This is a genomic window from Lysinibacillus xylanilyticus, assembly GCF_001183605.1.
GTDB lineage: Bacteria > Bacillota > Bacilli > Bacillales_A > Planococcaceae > Lysinibacillus > Lysinibacillus xylanilyticus.
Window position 1 is genome coordinate 231,262 of record NZ_LFXJ01000002.1, and the last position, 23,923, is coordinate 255,184.

25 protein-coding genes are annotated in these 23,923 nt (G+C 34.4%); 19 read left to right on the plus strand and 6 right to left on the minus strand.

Translation table 11 applies throughout. The annotated features are described in order from the left end of the window. Positions 1-163: 163 nt before the first annotated feature. Complete coding sequence (locus ACZ11_RS01345; RefSeq protein ID WP_049662955.1) at positions 164-676, minus strand: DUF6609 family protein; 513 nt, start codon at positions 674-676, stop codon at positions 164-166. A 161-nt stretch (positions 677-837) separates the two neighbouring features. Beyond that, complete coding sequence (locus ACZ11_RS27160) at positions 838-960, minus strand: hypothetical protein (RefSeq protein WP_269079304.1); 123 nt, start codon at positions 958-960, stop codon at positions 838-840. A 393-nt stretch (positions 961-1,353) separates the two neighbouring features. Between ACZ11_RS27160 and ACZ11_RS01350 the strand changes: the two genes are divergently transcribed. From ACZ11_RS01350 to ACZ11_RS01380, 6 genes are all read left to right on the plus strand, one after another. Then, complete coding sequence (locus tag ACZ11_RS01350; protein ID WP_049662956.1) at positions 1,354-3,819, plus strand: S-layer homology domain-containing protein; 2,466 nt, start codon at positions 1,354-1,356, stop codon at positions 3,817-3,819. A gap of 372 nt (positions 3,820-4,191) precedes the next feature. After that, positions 4,192-4,428 (plus strand): small acid-soluble spore protein Tlp, encoded by a 237-nt coding sequence (locus tag ACZ11_RS01360; RefSeq protein WP_049662960.1) that lies wholly within the window; start codon positions 4,192-4,194, stop codon positions 4,426-4,428. A gap of 217 nt (positions 4,429-4,645) precedes the next feature. Beyond that, positions 4,646-5,116 (plus strand): GNAT family N-acetyltransferase, encoded by a 471-nt coding sequence (locus tag ACZ11_RS01365; protein ID WP_049662962.1) that lies wholly within the window; start codon positions 4,646-4,648, stop codon positions 5,114-5,116. A 273-nt stretch (positions 5,117-5,389) separates the two neighbouring features. Then, positions 5,390-5,923 carry an RNA polymerase sigma factor gene (locus tag ACZ11_RS01370; protein WP_049662963.1) on the plus strand — a complete coding sequence of 178 codons (534 nt, stop codon included), beginning with the start codon at positions 5,390-5,392 and terminating at the stop codon, positions 5,921-5,923. Beyond that, a complete protein-coding gene (locus ACZ11_RS01375) occupies positions 5,910-7,556 on the plus strand; it encodes a DUF4179 domain-containing protein (protein ID WP_049662965.1) in 1,647 nt (548 codons plus the stop codon). The genes ACZ11_RS01370 and ACZ11_RS01375 overlap by 14 nt, the downstream gene beginning before the upstream one ends. A gap of 505 nt (positions 7,557-8,061) precedes the next feature. Then, positions 8,062-9,834 carry an oleate hydratase gene (locus ACZ11_RS01380; RefSeq protein ID WP_049662968.1) on the plus strand — a complete coding sequence of 591 codons (1,773 nt, stop codon included), beginning with the start codon at positions 8,062-8,064 and terminating at the stop codon, positions 9,832-9,834. 53 nt (positions 9,835-9,887) lie between these two features. Here ACZ11_RS01380 and ACZ11_RS24815 read toward each other — a convergent pair. Together ACZ11_RS24815 and ACZ11_RS01395 are read right to left on the minus strand one after the other, a co-directional pair. Continuing rightward, positions 9,888-11,245 (minus strand): IS3 family transposase gene (locus tag ACZ11_RS24815; RefSeq protein WP_134008290.1). Its coding sequence is split into 2 segments (ribosomal slippage): positions 9,888-10,792 and positions 10,792-11,245, totalling 1,359 coding nucleotides; the frame shifts between segments, so codons are not numbered across the junction. 74 nt (positions 11,246-11,319) lie between these two features. Beyond that, on the minus strand, positions 11,320-12,984 hold the full coding sequence (locus tag ACZ11_RS01395; protein WP_049662972.1) for a methyl-accepting chemotaxis protein: 1,665 nt from the start codon (positions 12,982-12,984) through the stop codon (positions 11,320-11,322). 759 nt (positions 12,985-13,743) lie between these two features. On the opposite strand from ACZ11_RS01395, the gene ACZ11_RS01400 reads away from it, so the two are divergent. The 11 genes from ACZ11_RS01400 (at position 13,744) to ACZ11_RS01450 (ending at position 20,677) form a co-directional block, all read left to right on the plus strand. Continuing rightward, positions 13,744-14,025 carry a CD3324 family protein gene (locus ACZ11_RS01400; protein WP_049662974.1) on the plus strand — a complete coding sequence of 94 codons (282 nt, stop codon included), beginning with the start codon at positions 13,744-13,746 and terminating at the stop codon, positions 14,023-14,025. 155 nt (positions 14,026-14,180) lie between these two features. Next, positions 14,181-14,756: a GNAT family N-acetyltransferase gene (locus tag ACZ11_RS01405; protein WP_049662975.1), complete on the plus strand. Its 576-nt coding sequence runs from the start codon at positions 14,181-14,183 to the stop codon at positions 14,754-14,756. Between the two features lie 236 nt (positions 14,757-14,992). Next, positions 14,993-15,172 carry a hypothetical protein gene (locus tag ACZ11_RS01410; protein ID WP_049662976.1) on the plus strand — a complete coding sequence of 60 codons (180 nt, stop codon included), beginning with the start codon at positions 14,993-14,995 and terminating at the stop codon, positions 15,170-15,172. A 64-nt stretch (positions 15,173-15,236) separates the two neighbouring features. Continuing rightward, the gene (locus tag ACZ11_RS01415; RefSeq protein ID WP_049662978.1) at positions 15,237-15,437 is read left to right on the plus strand and encodes a helix-turn-helix domain-containing protein; all 201 of its coding nucleotides are present in this window, start codon (positions 15,237-15,239) and stop codon (positions 15,435-15,437) included. A 189-nt stretch (positions 15,438-15,626) separates the two neighbouring features. Continuing rightward, entirely contained in the window at positions 15,627-16,130 is a 504-nt protein-coding gene (locus tag ACZ11_RS01420) for a GNAT family N-acetyltransferase (protein WP_049662979.1), read from the plus strand. Positions 16,131-16,161: 31 nt separating this feature from the next. Further along, the gene (locus ACZ11_RS01425) at positions 16,162-17,112 is read left to right on the plus strand and encodes an alpha/beta hydrolase (protein WP_236690757.1); all 951 of its coding nucleotides are present in this window, start codon (positions 16,162-16,164) and stop codon (positions 17,110-17,112) included. Positions 17,113-17,191: 79 nt separating this feature from the next. Then, positions 17,192-17,497, plus strand: a complete 306-nt coding sequence (locus ACZ11_RS01430; protein ID WP_082172641.1) for a monooxygenase — start codon at positions 17,192-17,194, stop codon at positions 17,495-17,497. A 242-nt stretch (positions 17,498-17,739) separates the two neighbouring features. Then, positions 17,740-18,597 carry an ABC transporter ATP-binding protein gene (locus ACZ11_RS01435; protein WP_049662981.1) on the plus strand — a complete coding sequence of 286 codons (858 nt, stop codon included), beginning with the start codon at positions 17,740-17,742 and terminating at the stop codon, positions 18,595-18,597. A gap of 4 nt (positions 18,598-18,601) precedes the next feature. Then, positions 18,602-19,219, plus strand: coding sequence for an ABC-2 transporter permease (locus ACZ11_RS01440; RefSeq protein ID WP_049662984.1), 618 nt, complete (start codon positions 18,602-18,604; stop codon positions 19,217-19,219). Between the two features lie 358 nt (positions 19,220-19,577). Next, positions 19,578-19,955, plus strand: coding sequence for a GntR family transcriptional regulator (locus tag ACZ11_RS01445; RefSeq protein WP_049662986.1), 378 nt, complete (start codon positions 19,578-19,580; stop codon positions 19,953-19,955). A 110-nt stretch (positions 19,956-20,065) separates the two neighbouring features. Beyond that, positions 20,066-20,677: an ABC-2 transporter permease gene (locus ACZ11_RS01450; protein ID WP_049662988.1), complete on the plus strand. Its 612-nt coding sequence runs from the start codon at positions 20,066-20,068 to the stop codon at positions 20,675-20,677. A 23-nt stretch (positions 20,678-20,700) separates the two neighbouring features. On the opposite strand, the gene ACZ11_RS01455 is transcribed toward ACZ11_RS01450, so the two are convergent. Then, positions 20,701-22,335 (minus strand): hypothetical protein, encoded by a 1,635-nt coding sequence (locus ACZ11_RS01455; protein WP_049662990.1) that lies wholly within the window; start codon positions 22,333-22,335, stop codon positions 20,701-20,703. A gap of 2 nt (positions 22,336-22,337) precedes the next feature. After that, positions 22,338-23,114, minus strand: a complete 777-nt coding sequence (locus tag ACZ11_RS01460) for an ABC transporter ATP-binding protein (protein ID WP_049662992.1) — start codon at positions 23,112-23,114, stop codon at positions 22,338-22,340. 211 nt (positions 23,115-23,325) lie between these two features. Between ACZ11_RS01460 and ACZ11_RS01465 the strand changes: the two genes are divergently transcribed. Next, positions 23,326-23,529, plus strand: a complete 204-nt coding sequence (locus ACZ11_RS01465; protein WP_049662994.1) for an ROK family protein — start codon at positions 23,326-23,328, stop codon at positions 23,527-23,529. A gap of 170 nt (positions 23,530-23,699) precedes the next feature. Next, complete coding sequence (locus ACZ11_RS01470) at positions 23,700-23,909, plus strand: hypothetical protein (RefSeq protein ID WP_049662996.1); 210 nt, start codon at positions 23,700-23,702, stop codon at positions 23,907-23,909. Positions 23,910-23,923: the final 14 nt, after the last annotated feature.

The following is a 23,923-nucleotide window of genomic DNA, read 5'->3' on the forward strand; positions in this document are numbered from 1 at the left end:
AGTTCAACCCCGGTGCCACAATCAAGGCCAAATAGAAAGGGTCAACTGGGCTTAAATGTAGGAAAGATTACATAAACATTAGAAAAGAATCCATTTTGATCTTTTTTCAAAATGGATTCTTTTATTTGTTGTGAGGATCACTGCAAAGCAGAATTCTCATATTCTAAAAATTAGTAGGACTTAACTTAATGAAAATACTACCAAATAAAATCTTTATTAGGCCATCTATTACAAAAAAGACATCTAGACTTACGTTAGTAATAATTAATCCTATGAATGCATTGATTATTAAACTGATTGATAGAAAAAGCATTAATTTCCCATGTACCGGAATAAAAGGTAAGAAATGAACGCCGACAGCTAAAATAATTAATAGCCAGCAAGTTCTGTAATCATCGGCAAAAAATTGAAAACTGACAAAAACTAAAATGGCTAATAAAAAAATTGAAAAATTAGACCACTTTTTTTGTTCCATTGTACCAGGACCGACTGCTAATTTCTCCCGGGTTTTAGGGTTTAATTGCCAAATCATACCTAGTACATAAGCGATGGTAAAGGGCCAAATATTTGGATAACCATTATATTTAATTAACAGTAAGAACATTGCAATGCCAGCAATTATTAGCCAAATCCCATTAATCTTTTGTCTAGGATATTTGTAAGCGTGTGTTTCCATGTCCTATTCTCCATTCTCTATTCTCGAATTATCTATATCCTCGAATAATAGATTTCTAGAATAATATATCAGACTGAAATGGATCTTTTTGTCGCAATCTGTCGAAGTGAGAAATATATTGATTTTAAAAAGTCATCCTTTTTTTCGATAAATAATATAGTTCATAAGATATTTTTAATCATACTTAATTTCCAAACTCCAAATGACCCTCCACTTTTAGCTAAAGTAATTAACTTTGCTAATTCATCGTTTAATATAATCGCTTCAACATGTTTCGTTTCCATCTATTCACCCCTTGCTGTGATATTTTTAAATCTTTCGTTAATTAATATTCAGTCTCACCTTCTACATAAATTTATTTTCTATTTTATGGATAGTGTGTATGGTATACACCAATATATTAGGGATAAATTACCTGACTAACCAATGGTATGTTAACATTACCTTATTTTTAGCATTTATTTATTGGAAGTATAGTAATATCATTGTATTGTAAAGCAAAATTTGATTGGGAAATATAGACCTGGTAAGTTTGGAAGATGGCTTTACATATAATTTTTTTGTAATAAATATATTGTTTTCGAAAACTTATTATACATATTTTAAAAATTAATAGAGCGATAATATTGTTTTCGCAGAATAATTTAATTTTACTAAAGTTCTGGAGGAATAAAATAATGACAAAGCAAAACAAAGGTCGTAAATTTTTCGCAGCTACAGCTACAGCAGCTCTAGTAGCATCAGCAATCGTACCAGTAGCATCAGCTGCTGAATTTAAAGATGCAGATAGCATTTCATCTTGGGCAAAAGAAGCCGTACAATTTTTAACTGACAAAGGTTTCATCCAAGGCGATGAAAAAGGAAACTTCAACCCAGCTGGTACTCTTACTCGTGCAGAAGCTGCTGAAATTTTATCAAAAGCATTGGATTTAAAACCTACAGGAACAGAAGATTTTTCTGATGTAAATGAAAATGACTGGTTCTATAACGCAGTGCTTGCAACTTCACCAGAATTATTTGACGGTATGGGCAATGGTAAATTTGAACCTAAAGCTCAATTAACAAGAGAACAAGCTGCTAAAGTTATCGTGCAAGGTTACCAATTAACAGGTAAAGCAGATCTTAGCAATTTCTCAGATGCTTCTAAAGCTTCTAAATGGGCTGTATCTTACTTAGAAACAGCTGTTGAAAACGGAGTAATCAACGGTAAAGGTTCATTATTAGCACCACAAGATAAAATTAGCCGTGAAGAATTTGCCACTATGGTAAAACGTACAATTGATGCAGTTACAAATGTAACACCAGCTGTAGCATCTGTAAAAGGGCTTAATGCGAAGGAACTTGAAGTAAAGTTCAACACAGCTGTTGATAAAAAAGACGCTGAATTGACAACAAACTATGCTATCACAGGTGTAGCTATCACGAAAGCAACAGTATCTGAAGACGGTATGACTGTTATTTTAACAACTGATAAAGAGTTAAAATTAACTAATGATAAAGTTACTGTAAAACCAATCAAAACGAAAGCAGATGCTAAAGTTCTAACTGAAGAGTTTAACAAATTGCTAACATTTGCAGACACAACTCCTGTAAGCGTTAATTCTGTTGAAGCAAAAGGTACTGAAGCAGTAATCACTTTCGATGAGCCTGTACAAAGCGCAGGAACAGTAAGTTTAAATGGTACTGAGCTTTCTAAAGATCGCTATGAATTATCTGGTAAAACATTAAAAATCAAAGGCTTAACTGCTGAACAGACTTATAAAGTGGACATTGTTGGCGCTATTGATTTCGCTAACAATATCGCAAACCCTATTGCTGTTAACTTCACAGTTGCTAAAGCAGACGTTGATAGTTCAAATCCAACTGTTTCTACAGCAGTGAACGGTACAGAAATCACTTTTGATTTCTCAGAAGAATTAAAGAAACAAAACATTGATGGAACTGAAGCGTATGCAAAAGTAACTGTTGGAGCAACTACTTTCTTCTTAACAGATAAAGAGATTAAAGATGCTGATGATAAAACAGTATTCACTATTGATGCAAAAGATGCATTAGGTACAAATTCATTTATTAATGCAGACATTAAAGTAGTTAAAGGGTACAAAGATTTAGCTGGTAACGAGGGAGATGCATTTGAGTTCAATGCTACTCTATCTAAGGATTTAACTCCTGCTACACTTGTAACAGTTTCTTCTAAAATGTTAGTAGCTGATGATGTGAATTCTACTAAAGACGTAGATGCTTTATACCTTACTTTCAGTGAACCTGTAACAGTAGATGGAAAATTAACGCTTAAAACTCAAAATGGTATTGCTTACACTGCTGGGAAAACAACAGCGGTAAAAGCTGAAGCTGGTTTCGACGTGGATGGTAACGGTAAAATTGAGGGTGCTGAGAAAAACACAGTGAAAGTTGACATTGATTTAGATAGCAATTCAACATATACATTTGAATTATCTGCTAAAGCAGTTAAAGATATGGCTGGCAACGTGACTGCAGAAACAATTACATTCAATGTTACAACTGGAACTTTCGAATCTAAACCTGAAACTTCTACAGATTCATTAGTATTTGGAGCAACACCAGTTGTGGTAACAGATAACAATGTATTTACTGTTGAATACGCTGCAGATGTGACTGCATCAGCAACAACAGCTGCTAACTACACACTTGGAGGAAAAGAACTTCCAGCTGGAACTCAACTTCAATTTGTAGATGGTACTAAGAAAGTAAGATTCACTTTACCAGAAGGCTCTATCATTGCTAATGGTCCTTATGTACTTGAAGCTAAAAATGTTGTAGATACTAAAGGGAACACACTTAAAAATGGTAAAGCTACAACTACAGTAACACTTAAAGAAAATGTTGCACCTGTAGCTTCTAAAGTAACTGTAAAAGATAGCAAAACATTTACAGTAGACTTCTCTGAAAGTATTGCTGACCAAGCTACTGTAACAGGTTTAACAGTTAAGATTGCTGGTTCAACTGTAAAACCTACTACTGCTACTGTTACTGGTGGTAAACTTACTGTGACAACTAAAGATGACTTTGCTACAACAGATAGCATTGTAGTTGAATTCAAATCAACTAACTTAGTAGATGCGAATAACAATAAAGTTAAAGACGGTTCTGTTTCAAACTAATAAGTTTGTAATGTAAACTGTTCAATTAGAAAAAGCCTTGTGGAGATTCTCTACAAGGCTTTTCTTTTTTAGAAACAGTATCAGGATTGATATACATATAAAATGGCCAAGTATTTGTGGTTTTTCGGGCAGATGTAAAATTGGGAATATTATCATATTTAGTATAAAATCGAGTGGTGGTGTATGTATATTTTCAAACGATGTTTCATTCAGGAAATAAGACCACTCAATATGGCGAACACGCTGTAAGCCATTCTCCTGCACTTGACGTGGGTAAAAGGGTAAATGCGCTCTTCTTAGTAAAAATTAGTGTACATATAAACATAAAAAAAATACAAACTAATTTTAACGTCAAAATTTTAGGAGGTTACCTTGGCTAATTCAAGACACTCGAAACCGGATGATAGATCCAATAACGTTGAACGAATTCGTGATATCGTTAAGAACACTGAAGAAAAACTTCATGAAGCGGAAATTAGTTTGGAATTTGCAGACCCTATGCAAAGTGAAATGATTAAAGAAAAAAATAAGCGACGTCAAAAGTCAATTGAAGGATTAAATGAAGAAATGAAAGATGAAATGGCGGCACGTAAAAAAGGCGAAGTATAGAATTAGGGACTTAGGAAGAGGAACTAACTTATCTCCATCTTTCTAATGATAAAAAAGTGTTTGCCTACAAAAGCGGATGGTTTAGAAGTTCTATAAAGGACCTCTACATTGCCATCTGCTTTTATTATGAGTGTAAATGACTTATTACACCCCATTTAGAACAAGGATTATCAAACACATGTGGTTTAAAGGTGATATTAAAGGAGGAGGTAAGTATATGAAGATAAGATTAGCTAAATTAGATGACTTACAGCAATTGCTGTATATTTTAAATACCGTTACTTTGGATTTACAACAAAAAGGGATACACCAATGGGATTACCCTTGGGATCACAATAAAATCGCAAATCAAATAAAGAATAATTTCTGTTACGTTTTATTAGTAGATAAAAAAATAATAGGAACCTTTTGTATAAATGAAATAGATAATATCAATGAGTTCCCAGTAGAATTAAAAAGTAAATATTTATATCAGATTGCTATATTACCTGAATTTCAAGGAAGGAATTTTGGTTCCTCAATAACACAATTTGCTTGTTCTTTTGTAAAAGGATTAAGGAAAACACTATATTTAGACTGTTGGGCTGGAAATGAAAAGTTAAAAGAATTTTATTCAAGAAATGGACTGGAATACATCGGGGACTTTCCAGAAGAAGACTATTACATTAGTATTTTTAAATATAGATAAAAATATTCGAGTCAGAAAAAATACATATATTTAGGTGTTAACATCTGATCTTAAAATTAAATATCGATAAAATTTGAGCCACGCATATTGACCAATGTTTCAAAATGCGTGGTTTCTTTATGAATAGAAGCTTTCTCTTCCATTGTGGTTGTGAATAACAAAGTTTGCAAAAATAATTCTATGTAAAAAAAGAATGGATTTACCAAAAAAGATGAACCTTTTCCAATAGTCATTTGTTTATAAAGTATAACGCATAGAAAGGAGTGCCTTGGAGTGACAGAACGAGAATTATTCGATTCTTATAACAAGGATGTATACCGCACATGTTATTACATGTTACGGAACGCACAAGATGCGGAAGATCTCTGCCATGACGTATTTATCACCGTTTTTCGTCAGGATTGGCAAAGCGTTGAGCATACGCGTGCCTGGATCATGCGCATCGCAATGAACCATTGTTTAAACTTGCTAAAGCGAAATCAGACTCAGCGTGATAAACAGGGTCAGGTTCAATGGCTTCATGAGCAGGCCACATCATCAATTAAATCCATAGACACCATTGTAGTAGAAAAAGCGGCTGAGGAAGAATGGGAGGAACTGCTGAAGCAGCTGCCAGACAAATTGATGGCTGTTGTTACCCTCCGTTATATCGGTGAGCTGTCCATGGTAGAGATCGCTGAAACCCTGAAGATTCCTGTGGGTACAGTGAAGTCGAGACACCATAAGGCATTGAAAATCATGCGCAGAAAACTTGAACACAATAACAACTTATGGCTGAAGGGAGAGAACCAATATGGAACGCATTGAAAATAAGGTTAAAAACCAAATGAAGGAATCAAATAATGTTGATTACCCTGACTTTGATCAGATGTGGAGCAGTATCCAGCAGGACGAACTAAAGGTCGCTGGTGGTGAACCCGTTGAGCTCCGTCCTCGAAAGCGAAAGCGTTTTGCATTGGTTGCAGGGCTATCTGTAGCTTTGATGGCTACACCAGTTTACGCAGCTCTGAATTATGATTGGTCCAGCATGCTTTCGCATAGGGAAGGTATTCAGTCCGCATTAGAGCAGGGCTTAGGTCAAACGATTGAGCAATCCGTTACAAAGGATGGTGTTACGTTAACCGTACATACGGCTTTTGTAGATGAGAACAGAACTTTCCTGCTGTATAGTATGAAACCTGGAACATCTCAGGATGTAAAGGATATAGATTTTGAAGTTATCGGACTAAAAGACTCGAAGGGCAACTTTATTGAAGGGAATTATGGGGGTAAGTGGAATGAGGAGCTTGGTGAATTCCAGGGATATTTTGAGACGGACTGGGTTGCCGAAGGGCAGAAGACTGATGTTAAGTTTATAATGGAGAATATTCAATTGATCAGCAATAAGAAGCAGTCCATCAGCTATAATCCTAATGACTCTACTACGCAAGTGTTCCCAATTCAAAAGGATGGGATGGACAGTGTGACCTTGCAGTCTTTTGAACAAGCTGAAGGTAGAACTCTCCTAAAATCAAACGTTACGCTTACGGATCCTGAAATGCAGAAAAGATGGATATATTTTGAGGCAATCAATGACGCGGATAACTCAGTTAAAAAAGCGGAAGGGCCACCTTCATTCCGAGACGGGGGAGCAAATGAGGCTCAAATATTCAAGTCTGACACCCTACGTGAAGAAGGAACTAAATTCCAACTTTCTTATGATCACATATTAGAAACAAAAGAAAGTACTTGGAGCATAAATATGAATCTTTCCAAAAAACAGTTGGAAAATGGGTCATTTAAGCAAGTGCTAGATATCCCTATGGACAATGTGCCTGGCGGAACGAAAATCCACGAAATGAAGGTTACACCGACCCAAGTTCGTTTGAAATTTACTCAAGAAGAATTCAACCGTATTCCTTTTGGGGATTATCAACTGGATGTGGGTGGAATTCTGTTAGATGGGTATTTTATGACAGGTACAGATCCTAAAGAACAAGAGCTACGCTTTGAAATGAAAGGATTGGATGCAGCTTCTCTGGCTAATAAGCCTGTAACCCTCGTCGCGAAGCACCGTATCGATAGTTTTTACGGAGACGAGAACGACAATCCAATTCATTTGACTGACATATCAGAAAAACAACAAACCACTACGTCTAGCATTGCAGGGTATCCAATCTCATGGGCTTATTATTTGAAGGACAATAACCTCTATGTGGAATCCTTGAGCTCAGACCCGACGTTTGGTGGAGTCGAACGAACTTATTATCTGGACGGCAAAGAACAGAACTTAGGGGATCCGGAGCCTACCCTGATGGGCGCGTTTGGTGATGCTGGAAGTAATAAATCTATGGACGTGTATGAAAATTTCGACAAGAAAGAGCTAGATATTTACATTTATAGTTTTTCAACCAATAAGCCAAACGAAGAGCTTCGTATTCCACTTAAGTCTGGAAAATGACCTGCATATGTAAATCGATAAGCACAGGAGAACTTAACTTCTTCCATCATTCCAACGCATTGATAACCATCTATCAAAAAAAGGTAGATGGTTATTGTATTTTTAGGAGGAATAAAAGACAAGTATGCTTGTAAAGTTTTACAGATAAATCACTCTTTTTGTTTTCTTGATATAATAATTATGCAAGACTGCCCTCGATCAGTTGTGTACTTTAACAGCTTTGTGGTTAATCTTATAGAAGGAAATTATACAATAATCCAAGTGCTTTAAAGGTTATCAGCTCAAGGGCAATCTAATTTTCAGGTATTGCATAATCCTTTTGATATAAGTATATTGATGAACAATTTATAAAAATGCAATGAATTGTTATGTCAAATAATAGGGTATAGTTTATTTAGAGTTTAACTTCAAAATTGAATTATTTGTTAATTTCTCTCTCATTTTACCATTAACATGCAAAATAATGGTATGCTATATCACGATAATAGTTTATGGAGGCGGTATTATGTATTACAGTAATGGTAATTATGAGGCTTTTGCACGTCCTAAAAAACCAGTGGGTGTTGATGAGAAATCAGCGTACCTTGTTGGTTCGGGGCTAGCTTCGCTTTCAGCCGCATGCTTTTTAATTCGTGATGGTCAAATGAAGGGAGAGAATATTCATATTCTCGAAGAACTAGATATCTCAGGGGGTAGCCTTGATGGTATTTTAAATCCGACAAGAGGTTTTATTATTCGCGGTGGTCGAGAAATGGAAGATCATTTTGAATGCCTATGGGATCTATTCCGTTCAATCCCATCTTTAGAAATAGAAAATGCTTCTGTTTTAGACGAATTTTATTGGCTAAATAAAGAGGATCCTAACTATTCAAAATGTAGATTGATTGAAAATAGAGGGCAAAGACTTGAGGATGATGGGAAGTTTACATTATCTGATAAAGCATCTGAAGAAATGATTAAATTATTCTTTACTCCTGAAGAGAAATTAGAGGATGTAAAAATTACAGATGTTTTCTCTGAAGAGTTCTTTGAATCGAACTTCTGGCTATATTGGTCTACGATGTTTGCTTTTGAAAAATGGCATTCTGCAATGGAAATGCGTCGTTATATTATGCGTTTTATTCATCATGTTGGGGGTCTACCTGATTTATCTGCTTTGAAATTTACAAAATATAATCAGTACGAATCTTTAGTACTTCCTATGATTAAATATTTAGAAAGTCATAATGTTGATTTCCAATTTAATACTGTTGTAGAGAATGTTTTAGTTGATAAAGTAGGCGATAAAAAAGTAGCACATACTTTAGTGTTAAAACAAAATGGTGTGAAAAAGAATATTGAGCTAACAGAAAATGAATTAGTGTTTGTTACAAATGGAAGTATTACGGAGAGTACAACTTATGGTGACAATAATACGCCAGCTCCTGTAAGTACTGATTTAGGAGGAAGCTGGTCACTTTGGAAAAACATCGCTTCCCAAGATTCTGAGTTTGGTAAACCAGAAAAATTCTGCGATAATCTTCCGGAAGAAAGTTGGTTCGTTTCAGCGACACTTACTACATTGGATGACCGAGTTGCTCCGTATATTGAAAAGATTAGTAAAAGAGATCCATATGCAGGCAAGGTAGTTACAGGTGGTATTGTAACTGCTACAGATTCTAATTGGATGCTAAGCTATACGTTGAACAGACAACCTCATTTTAAAAATCAACCAAAAGACCAATTAGTAGTTTGGATTTATGGTTTACTTTCTAATAAACCAGGTGATTTTATTAAAAAGAGTATCACTGAATGTTCTGGAATTGAGATAGCACAAGAATGGTTGTACCATATGGGTGTACCTGTAGACGAAATACCGGATATAGCACAAAATTCTTGTAATACAATTCCATGTTACATGCCTTATATAACATCTTACTTCATGCCTAGAGCAATGGGAGATCGTCCTTTAGTTGTCCCTAATGGATCTGCTAACTTAGCCTTCATTGGGAACTTTAGTGAAACAGAAAGAGACACAGTATTCACAACTGAATACTCAGTAAGAACGGCGATGGAAGCAGTTTATCAATTATTAGATATTGATCGAGGCGTTCCAGAAGTATTTGCATCTACTTTTGACATTCGTACTTTATTATCTTCAACTGCTCGTTTACTTGATGGTAAGAAATTAACAGATGTAGATGCTCCATTTATCTTAAAACAAATAGGTAAATTTGGTATTCATAAAACGAAAGACACAATTATCTATGATTTATTGAAAGAAAGTAAATTGATTTAAAGATAAAAAGCTGATTCTAATTGATCTGACCCAAAAAAGTTAGACATATTTAGTTAAGCAACTTCTAAGACCTGAGTTCGGTACTCCACCGGGCTTAGGTCTTTTAATTTTTCCTTCATTCGTTTGTGATTGTAATAGTGAATATAGTCTTTGAGTTCCTGTTCAAAATGTGCCATAGATTCAAATTCTTGTAGATACAGGAGTTCAGATTTTAATAAGCCAAAGAAATTTTCAATGACTGCGTTATCCAAACAATTGCCCTTACGGGACATACTCTGCGTAATCCCATATTGTTTTAATGTTTGTTGATACTTTTTCATTTGATAATGCCAACCTTGATCCGAATGAAGAATGACTTGATCATCTGATTGAAGGCGCTCCAAAGCTTGTTCTAACATATTATGGATTAGATTATACACCGGACGATTCATTACCGTGTATGCAATGATTTCGCCATTGCATAAATCAAGGACAGGTGATAAATAGCGTTTCTCACCAAATAGATGGAACTCTATCACGTCAGTTACCCATTTCTCGTTCATTCTTTTCGCTGTAAAATCGCGTTGTAATATGTTTGGGGCAATTTTTCCGACGTTTCCTTTATACGAACGGTATTTCCTCATGCGGACTTCACACTTTATGCCAATGGCATTCATCAAACAGTTAATCGTTTTAGGATCATGATGAAAGCCATATTTTTTTAGTTCTTTGGCAATCCGACGATAACCATAACGTCCCTTATGTTCATGATAAATGGACTGAATTGCGACTTTCACATCAGCGTATTTATCAGTGCGATTCAAACGCTTTTCCCAGTAATAATACGTACTGCGTGGAATATCAGCGACTTTGATTAATTCCACCACTTCATAGATTTCCTTTAGTTCATAAATTACTTGCGCTTTGATTTGATTGGTAATTTTTCTTGCATTTGAACTAAAGTATTCAACTTTTTTAAGTACGCATTCTCCATTTCTAATTGTTTAATACGTGCTTCTAATGCCTCAACAGATCCTTCAGTTGGTGCTGATTTCGTTGTTCTTTTTGTTTCTTTTTTCATGGATGGACGCCCCTTTTTCTTAGAAACAAGGGCATCATAACCACCAACCTCAAACTTTATCTTCCAATTCCGAATCATGCCAGGAGATGAAATATTAAATAGTGCAGCTGTGTCAGTCGAAGATGTACCTGTCTCGTTCATATAATTAAGTACATCCATTTTATAGTCAGCTGAATATTTTGTATAGGACTTTAAGAAAGTCTCACCACCATTTTTTTGATAACGGCGAACCCATTCACTTACAACCTGATCTGACACTCCGATATCTTTCGCGATTTCAATCATAGGTTCAATTCCATTTAAGTATCGGTGGACTGCTTGAATACGTTGTTCAGCATTTACTTTTGCCATAAAAAAACCCCCGTAAAAGTTAGATTGATGTCTAACTTTTACGGGGCAGTTCAAATTGAATCAGCTTTTTTACATTAAATAGTGAATTTTTTCATTTCGTCTCTTAAAGCATCAGCAATAGCATTTAGATCCTTAGCTTTTTCAGAGACAGTCTCGATGCTTTTAAGCTGTTCATTTGCGGAAGCGGAAACTTGTTCTGTTCCAGCAGAGGTTTCTACTGCAGAAGCAGATATACTTTGTACGGCACTAATAATTTGCTCCTTGCGTTCATCCATCTCATGAGATAAATGTTTCACCTCTTGTGCCACTTCACTCGTTTGATCTAGAGCTACCTTTATTGTATTAAAGATCTCACTAGTATCCTTTGTAGCTTTTGCATTTTGTTCGACAATACTAAGGCTTGTGCTGATTTCCTGCACAGCACTTTTAGAAATAGCCTGAATTGCAGAGATTTTATTCTTAATATCCTCAGTAGCATTAGATGTCTGTTCCGATAATTTTCGAATTTCATCCGCAACAACCGCGAAACCTTTACCGGCTTCACCAACGCGAGCTGACTCAATGGAAGCGTTTAGAGCCAATAAATTAGTTTGAGTTGCGATGTCTGTAATTGTATTGACAATACTTGATATATCAGATGAAGTTTTATCTACTTCTTGAACGATGTTACTTACCTGCTGTGAAGATTCGCGATTTTTCTCTGACCAAATAGAAAGTTGGTTGACAGTTTCTACACCTTGATTACTTAAATGATCGATATCTTCTGTCATAGAAGCGATCTTCTCTGTATGCTCAATAACACGATCAATGTTTCCAGATAGTTGATTTAATTGTTCAGCACTTTTTTCTGTATCATGAGCTTGCTCTTCTGTAGCCTTTGCTACTTCATTAATGGCTGAGCTAATTTCATCAGTAGTACGTACCGTATCCTCTGCTATTTGAATAAGAATCTTTGAGGAATCTGATAGCTCGGAGCTAGTTTTATGTATATTGACGGTAACATTCTTTAATGCCGATTGCATGCCAGAGATGCCTTTTGCCATAAGACCAATTTCATCTTGATGATGTAATAGCTTGTTTAACTCTGGATTTTCGGTAAAGTCTAAGCTAGTAGTTTGATGAATGATATTTTCAAGATTCTTAATGGCAGTAACAATGCGGCCAATAATCCACCACATTAAAGCACCTATAATGATGAAACTCACTATGCCTGTAATAATCTGATAGCCAAGTACAGAGTTTGTAATAGATTGAATACCGCTTTCAGGCACCCCAATATCAATTACGCCATAAAGCTTGCCGTCTTTATATATAGGTTCCATGATGTCATATGTCCAAATACCTTGAACTTCAGCATACCATCTCATAAATTGTTTTTTTCCGTGCTTGGCACCATCGATTGTGTATGCATCCTCATACGTTTTCCCTAATTTCCCTTTATCACTATGCGCCACTGCTTCTGCATTGGTATCAATGACAATAGCATAAGTCACATTGTCTTGTTGTGCTTTTGACTCCACAAAATCTTGTAAAGATGAGATGGGATCATTCTCAGAATTTAATATAGTTTCAGCTTGCTTTGCGATTTCATAGACCTGTTCATTGGCTTTATCAATTAAAACTTCCTTACTATTTTTGCCAACAATCCATACACCTAATACGGAGTTAATTACAGATGACAATAACAGCAAACTTAATGTAAAAAACAATAATCGTCGCTTAATACTTTTGTTTTTCAAATTGTTTCCTCCTTTGAATTTTGTTGGAACTTTATGCCTACAAAAACTCGAATTTTAAGTATAGTATTATGGAATGAAGTAGGAATGTCAATGATATATTAAGAGACTTATTACTTAGAATGTTGTGGGTTAGGGTATAAAAGTCCTTTTTTTATGATTGATTTCTTGAGATTTTAACGGATAGGAAATGCCTATTTTGGAGAATGAACAGTAAGTCGTGTTAAAGCGCATAGGTATAAAAAGAAGCTGTTTAAAAATGGAGCTTCTCATTGATAATTATATTAGTAGGTTTTTAGTTCGTCGGTTGCTTTTTTTATCGTTCACCTTTTCTAATTTGTCACCTAACTTTTATATTCATCTCAAAGAGTATGTGCTTCAACAAAATGAGGGGGTGATCTCCGTTCCGACTGGGCCTTCCTAGGAGAGTCCGATGAGCAGCCTTGTTGTTGCTGTCGCTACGCTTTCGCACAGATAAAACATTTGTTGCTGTCGCTACGCTTTCGCACAGAAAACATCCGCATCGCTCCAGGGTCTCATCAGTTTTTCTTTTATTTATAAGTAATAAAGCGTATAGGAATCTATAAAATATCTTTATACTTTGGGTTAAATGGTATATTATGGGTTTAAATAAGAACTGCAAGGGGGATTGTTTTATGAGAAGGTATACGATTTTTGCATAGCAAAGGCTATTGCAATATAAGATAGAGCAAAAATAGCCTTTGCTCTTCCTAAAAGAAAAATTACATTTAGGAGTGCAATATGAGCTATAAAAAAGCAAAGCATATTTTACCGGCTGAGTTGCTAGAGTTAATACAAGAATATGTTGATGGTGAGTATATTTATATACCGCGAAGATCAGAACATAAAAAGAACTGGGGATCTGGTACTACGATAAGAGAAGAATTGGATGTAAGAAATTCTAAAATTTATAACGATTATCTATCGGGAATGGATCCGGCTAATTTGGCTGAAAAATACTATTTATCATCAAAAAGTATTCAAAGAATTGTACTAAAAGAGAAAAGAAGAAGAAAAAAATAAGTCAGTGTGGTTTTAGACTACATTGGCTTATTTTCTTTTATGAAATATAAATGAGGTTTTTTCATGTAATATAGGTCAGATATAATCTAATCAGCTTCTATTGAATTTTCACCTTTAGTTTAATTTGATATTCATAAAAAAATAGGAGGAAAAAAATGAACTTTACCAAATTATTAGGAACATCTTTTCCGTCAGTACAAAATGATCGCATTAAATTAAGAAAGATAAAGTTGGAAGATGCTCCTACGTTATTCAATTATTATTCAAATGAAAATGTATATCGTTATCTTGATTGGAATGGACCAGAAACTTTAGAAAGAAGTTATGAAGTAATTAATTTTTGGAATAAAGGCTATGATGAAGGTTGGATTATTCGTTTTGCTATTGCTAACAAAGAAACCGATGAAATTATTGGTACTATTTTTTTAAGTGAATTTGTAGGCAAACGAGCTGAAATGGGCTATGAATTATCTGAAGAATATTGGCATCGAGGTATTATGTCGGAAGCGGTTAAAGAAGTGTTATCAATAGGATTTAATCAGTTAGGCTTAGTAAGAATACAGGCAGTTGTCACGGAAGAAAATATAGCTTCAAAGAAGTTATTATCGAAATTCAACTTTAAGGAAGAAGGCTGCTTAAGACAATTTGAATGCCATAGTGTTACTGGAGAATGTAAAGATATGTTGATCTATAGTTTGTTGCATACTGAGTATCCGAAGAAGAATATATGAGTTTTATGGTAATTTCAGATGAATTTCCAATAAAAGTGCGACAAAAATCTATTTAATGAGTTTTGTCGCACTTTTATATAATGTTCTATTTTCCTCTACTTTCGAATATTCCTGTAAATAGGATTTCCAATATGTGATGATAACCATAAATTTAGGAGGGGAATGAAATAGAGAAAATAAAGTTAAGTATTAATTATAGCTTAATTAGTTATATCATTATTTTTGCTGTAACCTTAATGATCAAAGGTTTGACAGGTGCAGAACAGTATCAAAACATTTTATCTAAAGATATTATTGAGATTTTAAAACTACTTGCAAGTGCATTTGTACAAAATATAGGAATTGCTTTACCACCCGCAATTATCATTGGTTTCGTTTTTTATTTTTATATTTTTCCTAAACAATCAAGAGAGTAGATAGATCTGCATTCGTTTTTTTACAAAGAATCTTTAGAGTTATACGCATGAGAAGGTGAGAAAAATGCAGATTAAATTTTGGAAAAGTAAAAAGGAAAATAAGGAATGGCGAGGAGGAAATTCAAACGGACGGCCTAAAGTGACCATAAACAAATCGAAGTTGCTGCATTTAAAAGATGCTGGCAAAAGTAATCGAGAAATTGCACGAATACTTCGAGTTTCAGAAGCTACTATTCGGAGACGATTGAAAGATTTAGAGGGGTGATTTTTCTCTTTACTTGTAGAAGTTTTACGTATCGATTTTGTATATGCGCCAGAAAAGAAGTTTATATATTCTTATGTCGAGATTCCAGTGGATTAAAAACAAACTCTTAGGTATGATATCGTAAAGAGTTTGTTTTCTTTTTTCTTACAAATTTGGATTTGGAGTTAACGGACGAGGGGATGAGTTAGCTTGGAAATATCAATTAATAGCTTACAAGAACGTGACGCAGAAGAATTATTTGAGTTTGAAAAGAATAATAGACTATTTTTTGAACAAATGGTACCTAGTCGTGGAGAAGATTATTATAATTTTGAAACGTTTAAAATAAGACATAAAGAGCTTTTGACAGAACAACAAGAAAATAAATCAAAATTCTATTTAATAAGAGATAACTTAGACAAGATTATTGGAAGAATTAATTTAGTAGATATAGATACAACGAATGATATAGCGGAAGTCGGTTATAGAGTGGGTCAAGAATATGGAGGCAAAGGAATAGGGGCTAGAGCCCTAAAGCTATTATTAGAAACAGAAATCAGTGTAAAAAAGATTAAAGCAAAAACAACAACAAATAATATTGCATCTCAAAGGGTTCTTGAAAAGAATGGTTTTAAACAAGTGTCTACAAGTGATGATGAGTTCAAGATGAATGGCAAAAAGCTACAGTTTATCGATTATATTTTGGAACTCTAGTAAAAATCCTGAGAGGGATGGTTGAAAGATAGTGTTTAAACGAATCATGATACTTTTTTCAATTACCGTTGCAATATTTTTGGTGCTCATTACAGCTAGTTATATTATTCATCAAATAAAATTATCTAAGGAAGATAAATTATTTACGCCAACAGGGAAAATGGTAGAAGTGAATGGTCATCAGATGCATGTGTACGTAGAAGGAAATGGAGAAGAAACGCTTGTATTTATGTCTGGAGGAGGAACAAGCTCACCTGTTTTAGATTTTAAATCATTATATTCATTGTTAAGCGATAAATATAAAATCGCTGTTGTTGAAAAGGCAGGTTATGGCTTTAGTGACATTACAGATTCTGAGCCTAATATTGATACTATTTTACAAGAAACAAGAAAAGCTCTATTAAAATCAGGTGTTGAAGGACCATATATTTTAGCTCCTCATTCTATGTCTGGTATTGAAGCATTGTATTGGGCTCAAGTATACCCGAATGAAGTTAAGGCGATTATAGGATTGGATATGGCTGTTCCTGCTGCATATAAAGATTATGATATAAATATGCCTCTAGTTCATTTAAGTGCCTTTGCCACTAATATTGGTTTTACTAGATGGATTCCTGGCCTTTCTGAAAGTGATGCGATCAAATATGGAACTTTGACAGATGAGGAAAAAGAATTGTATAAAGTGATTTTTTATCGTAGAACGGTAACTAAAAATATGGTGAATGAAATTAAGCATATTAAGGAAAATGCCGAAAAGGTAGGAGCGGCTGGAATCCCAAATGTGCCTATACTTTTGTTCTCTTCAAACGGTCAAGGGACAGGTTGGAATGAAGATGAGTGGAATGAATTTCAAAAGGATTTCATTAGTAAGTATAAGGATGGCACATTAATCAAATTAGATTGTTCACACTATATTCATGATATTGAATTTAAGCGAATAGCTGATGAAACAGAAAAATATATAGAGAGTTTAAATCGTTAGATCTCATCACCAAAAGTTGTGTACCAGCGTTATAGTCATAAAAATTACTAATGTTATAGAAAAAAAGGGGGTCTTAATCATAAAATATTTATTGCAAGTTGATTTTCCAATGGACGTGCCATTCGGTGAAGAAATGTCCGAGGCATTCGTTGACTTAGCGAAAAGTATTAACGAAGAGCCGGGTATGATTTGGAAGATTTGGACTGAGAATGCTGCGACTAAAGAAGCTGGTGGGGTATATTTATTTGAAACCAAAACAGATGCTGAGAAATATTTAACTATGCATTCAGAACGACTAGCAAGTTTCGGCATTACCGATATTCGTGTGAAGATCTTCGAGGTGAATGAAGTATTATCAACAATTAATAATGCTCCAATTAAATAGTTAGCTAAAGTTAATTAGGGTCATTATTTGAAGTATTGTCAACTAAATAATTTAAAACAGAAAACATGAGATTGTGATTTAACAATCTCATGTTTTCGTTTTTTTATTGTTAATAATAATTTATTACTTGCAAAATATGTCTGTTGTGTATATATTGTATATAAAGTATATATACATTATTTGAAGTGTTACCTTAAAGAGCTCAAGAAAATGCTAACATTATTGCAAACGGAGGATGGATGATGGAAAATGTCATTGAATTACAACATGTTCATAAATCTTTTAAAGGATTTCAGATAAAGGATTTCTCTATTAACGTAAAAAAGGGCTTCGTAACGGGATTTATCGGGGGAAATGGTGCAGGGAAATCTACAACAATCAAGTTGATTATGAACTTGCTACAGCAAGATAGTGGTACTGTTTCAGTGTTTGGCTTGGATTATAAAAAGCATGAAAAAGAAATAAAGGAACGTATTGGCTTTGTCTATGATGAAAATGTTTTTTATGAATATGTAACGTTAAAGGATATGAAAAGGATTATTAAACCAGCCTATAAAAACTGGGATGATGACGCTTTTCAACGTTATGTTACTCAGTTCGAACTACCACTGAACAAAAATATGAAGACCTTTTCAAAGGGAATGAAGATGAAAGCTTCGTTAGCTATAGCTCTAGCTCATCATGCAGAATTAATTATTATGGATGAGCCAACTGCGGGGCTCGATCCGATATTTCGAAGAGAGCTACTAAATATTCTACATGAATTAATGCAAGATGAAGATAAAACGATTTTCTTCTCGACACATATAACAACAGATTTAGACCGAATTGCGGATTATATTACCTTTGTTCATAACGGTGAACATATATTTACAAAGGAATTTTATAAGATTGAAGAGGAATATGCCATTGTCAAAGGGACGTTGAATTTATTGGATCAGGAAACGGAAAGAGAGTTTGTTGCAATTCGAAAAACGAACACAGGCTTTGAGGCATTAACAGCGGATAAAAATCGTGTGGCAAACATATTTGGGGATTCTGTCATTGTGGAAAAACCAACGCTTGAAGATATTATGTACTATACGAAAAAAGGGTGGTAATGGGATGGTTAATCTAATAATAAAGGATGTTTTAATACAAAAGAAAATAATTTTACTGTACATTCCTATTATAATAATCCTTTTATTGGGAAGTATGAGTTCCCCGTTGTATTTCGGGTTTGTATTTAGTATATCATTTATAATAACTAGTTTCTCTTATGATGAAAAAGATAATGCTAATATCCTTTTTAATTCGCTACCTTACACGAGAAAGGAAATTGTCAGTTCAAAATATATAGGTTCTCTTGTATTTACACTAGCGTTTATATTCATCATTTATAGTAGCAACTTCCTCTTAAATGGAAAAGGGATGATGTTTTTATGGAAAGAAATCCTGCTTATTATTGGTCTTGTAATGGTCGCTATTTCATTCATGTTTCCGATTTATTATAAATTTAAAATGAAAAATTTGCCAATTATTGCAAGTGCTTTAGTCGGTATCTTGCTGCTAATAACTACTTTTTTTATTCCTAATTTATTTGGTGAAATAAGAGAGCTGACTCTAAAGTTTCTGACCTTACAAGAAACACAAATGTATTTCGTAACTATCCTTACGATCATTATTTTATATATTGGATCGTGGCTACTATCTATTCGTATATATACGAGAAAGGCTTTTTGAAATAAAACAGCTTGAGCCGGTTGATGTAGGCTCAAGCTATTTAAGTACGCTTAAACAAAAAGTCCCATATAACAAAATCTGAGTATCGCCGACCTTGACTTCCGATGTCGATGTAACAAATAACAGTGTACAAATGGGTTAAACATTATTTTCGTGAGGCAGAAAATTATACTCTAAACAATAGACAATGTATTCTTTATGTGGAAAGACATTATAAATATAAATTGCTTTATATTTCCCTGAATGTCCAAGCATAAGTACAACTGACGAAAGCATGCTGAAATAAAAACTGCTCATGCTAACGGAATAACCAACGTCTTCTGTGCTGATCACATAAAAATAAAGAAGAGGTATTTGCATGCAAATTATTATTTCCAACAGCTCAAAAGAACCGATTTATGAGCAAATTTATACTCAAATCAAAAAGCTAATTTTATCAGGTGAATTACAAGAGGGGCAGTCATTGCCGTCTATGCGACAGCTTGCAAAGGATTTAGAAATTAGCGTTATTACTACAAAACGCGCTTATGAAGAGCTAGAGAAAAACGGATTTATTTATTCTATTGTGGGGAAAGGTTCGTTCATCTCAGAACAAAATAAGGAAATGATGAGAGAAAGAAAAGTAAAGGTAATCGAAGAAAATCTATTGATTGCCATTCAAAATGCTAAAGAAATGAACATTGGCTTAGCAGAGCTCAAAGAAATGCTGACACTAGTGTATTCAGAGGATGAGTGAAGGAGACAACTGCTAAATTCGTGTGGTGAATATATTTAGAGATGCGGTTATTGTGAAAAGGTCTATCCTCGAAGACAGTATGTAATATACGAAAAAAGGAAGGTAATTGGATGATTAACCTTATACTTAAGGATTTTTTAATACAAAAGAAATTAATTTTATTTTACATTGCTACTATAATAATCTACTTATTGGCAGGTGTACCCCTAATATTTTTGGGATTTCTTTATAGTGTAATATATATACTAAATGCTTTCGCTTACGATGAAAAAGACAATGCTAATATTTTGCTCAATTCTCTGCCATATACGAGAAAGGAAATTGTCAGTTCAAAATATATAGGTTCACTAATATTTACAACATTATTTATTTTCATGATTTACGTGGGGGATTTCCTCATAAATGGAAAAGGGGATCTTTTTATTTGGAAAGAAATGTTGCTTATTATTGGTCTAGTTATGGTCGCTATATCATTCATGTTTCCAATCTCCTATAAATTTAAAACGCAATATTTATTGATTGCTTCAGGTGTTTTATTTGGTATTTATATGTTAACAATTAATTTACTAGTTCCTATAAATGATATATTAAGAGAACTAACACGAAAGTTCTTGACTCTACAAGAAACGCAAATGTATTTTGTAGCTAGCATTACGGTTGCTATTTTATATATTGGGTCGTGGCTACTATCTATTCGTATATATGAAAGAAAAGCTTTTTAAAATAAAACGGCTTGAGCTCAGGCTCAGGCCGTTTTCGTACGCTTAAAAGCAAGCTTCCATAGAACGAAATTCGTGATGACAAGCACGAATAAGTAAATAATTGCCCCATAAGTAGTATGAGTAGTTAGGAAGTAATGCAGTGCCGCTAGAGCCCCTAATGGGATAAGCAATATAAGAGTTTTCCAGCTCTGACCATCGCCAACTTCATTATAGGGCTTTGTGAAAGGAATTTTGCTTCCGAAGCCGACATAACAAATGACGGTGTACATGAAGCTTGTTACTAAAACAATCAATAAATCTGGGATAATTCTCGTACCATAAATGAAGCAGAAAATGATGCTTAGAAAGATATACAATGGGATATACAACTTAATCAAAAATGCTTTTAAACTACCTTTTTTCAAGTTTGTATAATCTTTAATTGGAAAGACTTTATAGATCCAAGCTGCTTTATATTTTCCTGAATGTCCTAGCATAAGCACAGCCGACGGAATAATTAGCATGCTGAAATAAATATTTAAATAGCCCATGCTAACGGCATAATCAACAGTTTCGGACCTTGAAAAAGAAAACATAAAAATAAATGGAATGACAAAAGAAAATCCTAAAGATGGATATACTTTCAGTTTAAACTCTCGCTCCTGTTTCATCATAAGGGAGGCGAAGCGGTAGAATGCTCTTTCTTCATTAGTTCTACAAATGATTGTTAACAAAAGCGTTTTAAGTAGATTGTTCTTCTCTTTTTTCGATTTGCTTGTGTTTAATAGTTTTTGCAGATTACGTTCAAAGGTTGGTATCAGCTTTAGATATAGCCATATCGAGATGATTGGCATGACGACAGCAAATATACTGAAGACCACTGTAAATATAGAGTTGTCACCGTGTAGCAGTAACTCATAAGGAGCGGAAAACCACATAGGAATTAGAAAAATACTCCACCAATGAAACACTACCACCATATCAAAATTAACGAATTCGAAGGACCTAATAAGAACTTGATAGCCAATCATCAACATTAATGATAATCCGATTTGTACATAATTGATGATGTCTTTCAGTTTTTCTCCGTCAAAAAATCTTAAAATAGTAATATATAAAATAGCGGTTAAAACAACAATAAAAATATTAATTAAAACTAGTAAGACCACAGTTAAAAGAAAGAATACAATTCCTTGATTATATAGGCCCACCATAAGAGGGATGGCAGTAAATGCGATAGTTAAATACGTCAAGTAGATGAAAATATGCATAAATTTGGCCGCATTGATCGTTCTAGCAGAGATAGGCTTGGTCGATAGGATACTTCTGTCCCGTACATCCAAAAGTACCGAAGAAAAATCGGAAATCAATGTTGTCATGATGATAAAAATAATCATTGCATAAGCAATACTCATCTGGAAAAGATAGTTTTGACCAATTCCCATAAAAGGAATTAACATAAGTCCTATTAGAACATAAATCCATAAAGATTTGATGTAGCCACTTTTTTGCTCTTCCTTGTTTTTATTTGATGCTTGGTTAAATATTGTCGGTACTTTACGCTCATCCATTGTTAGTTTAATATGGAGGATCTTTCTCATGATCTCGTAATCGATGCCCATTTTCACAAAAACAAATTGAATCTTATCAAGTAGTTGAAGCGTTTTGAAATCTTTCATGATCATACCTCTTGCACAATTGAAACGAATTTCTCACCAATTTCCTGATGATCATGGAAGCCTGTCAATTGGTTGAAAATCTTTTCCAGAGTTCCTTCGGTATTGTCTGCCTGTAGTTGGGCAAATGTCCCATCAGCAGCAATTTTCCCATCATTCAGCAGGATGATGCGACTACTGATTTTTTCGACAACATCCATGATATGAGAGGAATAAAATATTGTTTTTCCTTGGGCAGCCAGTTGAGTCAAAATTTCTTTGAAGATCATCACACTATTCGCATCTAATCCATTGATTGGTTCATCTAAAAATAACAAATCAGGATTATGTATAAGGCTAGCGATAATCAATAGCTTTTGCCGCATTCCTTTTGAATAAGAAGATATCCTTGAATGATACGCTTCTCCAACACCAAATAACTCCATTAAGGATTTTGATTTATCAGCAGCGACTTCTAATTCAAGGCCATAAAGCTGGCCGATGAAGGTTAAATACTCATAACCAGTTAAATTATCATAAACATCTGCTATTTCTGGTACATAGCCAATTCTCCGTCTATATTCAATGCTGTCATTTCCGATATTCTCTCCGAAAAGCTTAATTTCTCCACCGTAATCGCCTTCGATTCCTAAAATGATTTTGACAGTGGTACTTTTACCTGCACCATTCGGACCGATATAACCAATTATTTCTCCTCTCGAGACGTGCAAGTCGATTCCTTTTAATATCTCCTTACTACCATAACTCTTCGTCAAATTCGTAATCGTGAAGATTTCTTCCATGTTGCAACTCCTTTCTGTTGATCCTACATTAACGGCGGTAATTCATCTGGTACCGCCTGTAAAAGCCCAATCGATGGAGGATGAAGAAAACCCCCCCTCTGATTAAAGTTCACTTTATCTTATGTTTAGTGTAATTGATTTAGATAAAATATCCATAAATATAATGTAACATATAATAAATGGGGTAATATTCCTATTTTTAGAGAAACAGTTGCAGCAAATGATTTTACTGCTTGATCCACATTGTATCGTTTTAGGAGGAGGCTTTTTTAATCATCATCCTAAAATTATTGACTATATTAAAGAAGCGATTAAGCAGGGCTTTGTAGGGACACCTTTTGCAGGGAAGGAACAAATCATTGAAAGTAGCATTCATAAAGGTGAAGCGGGTCTTTACGGAGCAACGATAAAATAACAAAATGCAGTAAACAAATGAACGTTTGTTTGCTGCATTTTTCTATTAATAATTTTAAAGGATACGAAGGTGTAATTTACGTAGGTTAAGGAAGGGAAGCGGATATATCAATTAAGCCTCGGCATAATTGCGTCCGGAATCGGCTTTGTGTTTAGGCCTGCAGATGTTTTTTGCGCGAAAGCGAAGCGTCAGCAGCAGATGTTTTTTGCGCGAAAGCGAAGCGACAGCAGCAGATGTTTTTTTGTGCGAAAGCGAAGCGACAGCAACAGATGTTTTTTTGTGCGAAAGCGAAGCGACAGCAACAACATGAGGGCCGACATGATGTCGGTCATTTCGGTAATGCTACAGGACGTGGCTCTTTACCGATGCAGGTCAGTTAGCCGTTATCGTATGG

What these genes read in the sequence shown, in the direction of transcription:
- ACZ11_RS01380 (WP_049662968.1), top strand. Translation starts at nt 8,062, where the DNA reads ATGTATTACAGTAATGGTAATTATGAGGCTTTTGCACGTCCTAAAAAA.
- ACZ11_RS01415 (WP_049662978.1), top strand. Translation starts at nt 15,237, where the DNA reads ATGCAGATTAAATTTTGGAAAAGTAAAAAGGAAAATAAGGAATGGCGA.
- ACZ11_RS01350 (WP_049662956.1), top strand. Translation starts at nt 1,354, where the DNA reads ATGACAAAGCAAAACAAAGGTCGTAAATTTTTCGCAGCTACAGCTACA.
- ACZ11_RS27160 (WP_269079304.1), bottom strand. Translation starts at nt 960, where the DNA reads ATGGAAACGAAACATGTTGAAGCGATTATATTAAACGATGAATTAGCA.
- ACZ11_RS01455 (WP_049662990.1), bottom strand. Translation starts at nt 22,335, where the DNA reads ATGAAAGATTTCAAAACGCTTCAACTACTTGATAAGATTCAATTTGTT.
- ACZ11_RS01450 (WP_049662988.1), top strand. Translation starts at nt 20,066, where the DNA reads ATGATTAACCTTATACTTAAGGATTTTTTAATACAAAAGAAATTAATT.
- ACZ11_RS01445 (WP_049662986.1), top strand. Translation starts at nt 19,578, where the DNA reads ATGCAAATTATTATTTCCAACAGCTCAAAAGAACCGATTTATGAGCAA.
- ACZ11_RS01345 (WP_049662955.1), bottom strand. Translation starts at nt 676, where the DNA reads ATGGAAACACACGCTTACAAATATCCTAGACAAAAGATTAATGGGATT.
- ACZ11_RS01460 (WP_049662992.1), bottom strand. Translation starts at nt 23,114, where the DNA reads ATGGAAGAAATCTTCACGATTACGAATTTGACGAAGAGTTATGGTAGT.
- ACZ11_RS01435 (WP_049662981.1), top strand. Translation starts at nt 17,740, where the DNA reads ATGGAAAATGTCATTGAATTACAACATGTTCATAAATCTTTTAAAGGA.
- ACZ11_RS01375 (WP_049662965.1), top strand. Translation starts at nt 5,910, where the DNA reads ATGGAACGCATTGAAAATAAGGTTAAAAACCAAATGAAGGAATCAAAT.
- ACZ11_RS01405 (WP_049662975.1), top strand. Translation starts at nt 14,181, where the DNA reads ATGAACTTTACCAAATTATTAGGAACATCTTTTCCGTCAGTACAAAAT.
- ACZ11_RS01365 (WP_049662962.1), top strand. Translation starts at nt 4,646, where the DNA reads ATGAAGATAAGATTAGCTAAATTAGATGACTTACAGCAATTGCTGTAT.
- ACZ11_RS01440 (WP_049662984.1), top strand. Translation starts at nt 18,602, where the DNA reads ATGGTTAATCTAATAATAAAGGATGTTTTAATACAAAAGAAAATAATT.
- ACZ11_RS01400 (WP_049662974.1), top strand. Translation starts at nt 13,744, where the DNA reads ATGAGCTATAAAAAAGCAAAGCATATTTTACCGGCTGAGTTGCTAGAG.
- ACZ11_RS01410 (WP_049662976.1), top strand. Translation starts at nt 14,993, where the DNA reads ATGATCAAAGGTTTGACAGGTGCAGAACAGTATCAAAACATTTTATCT.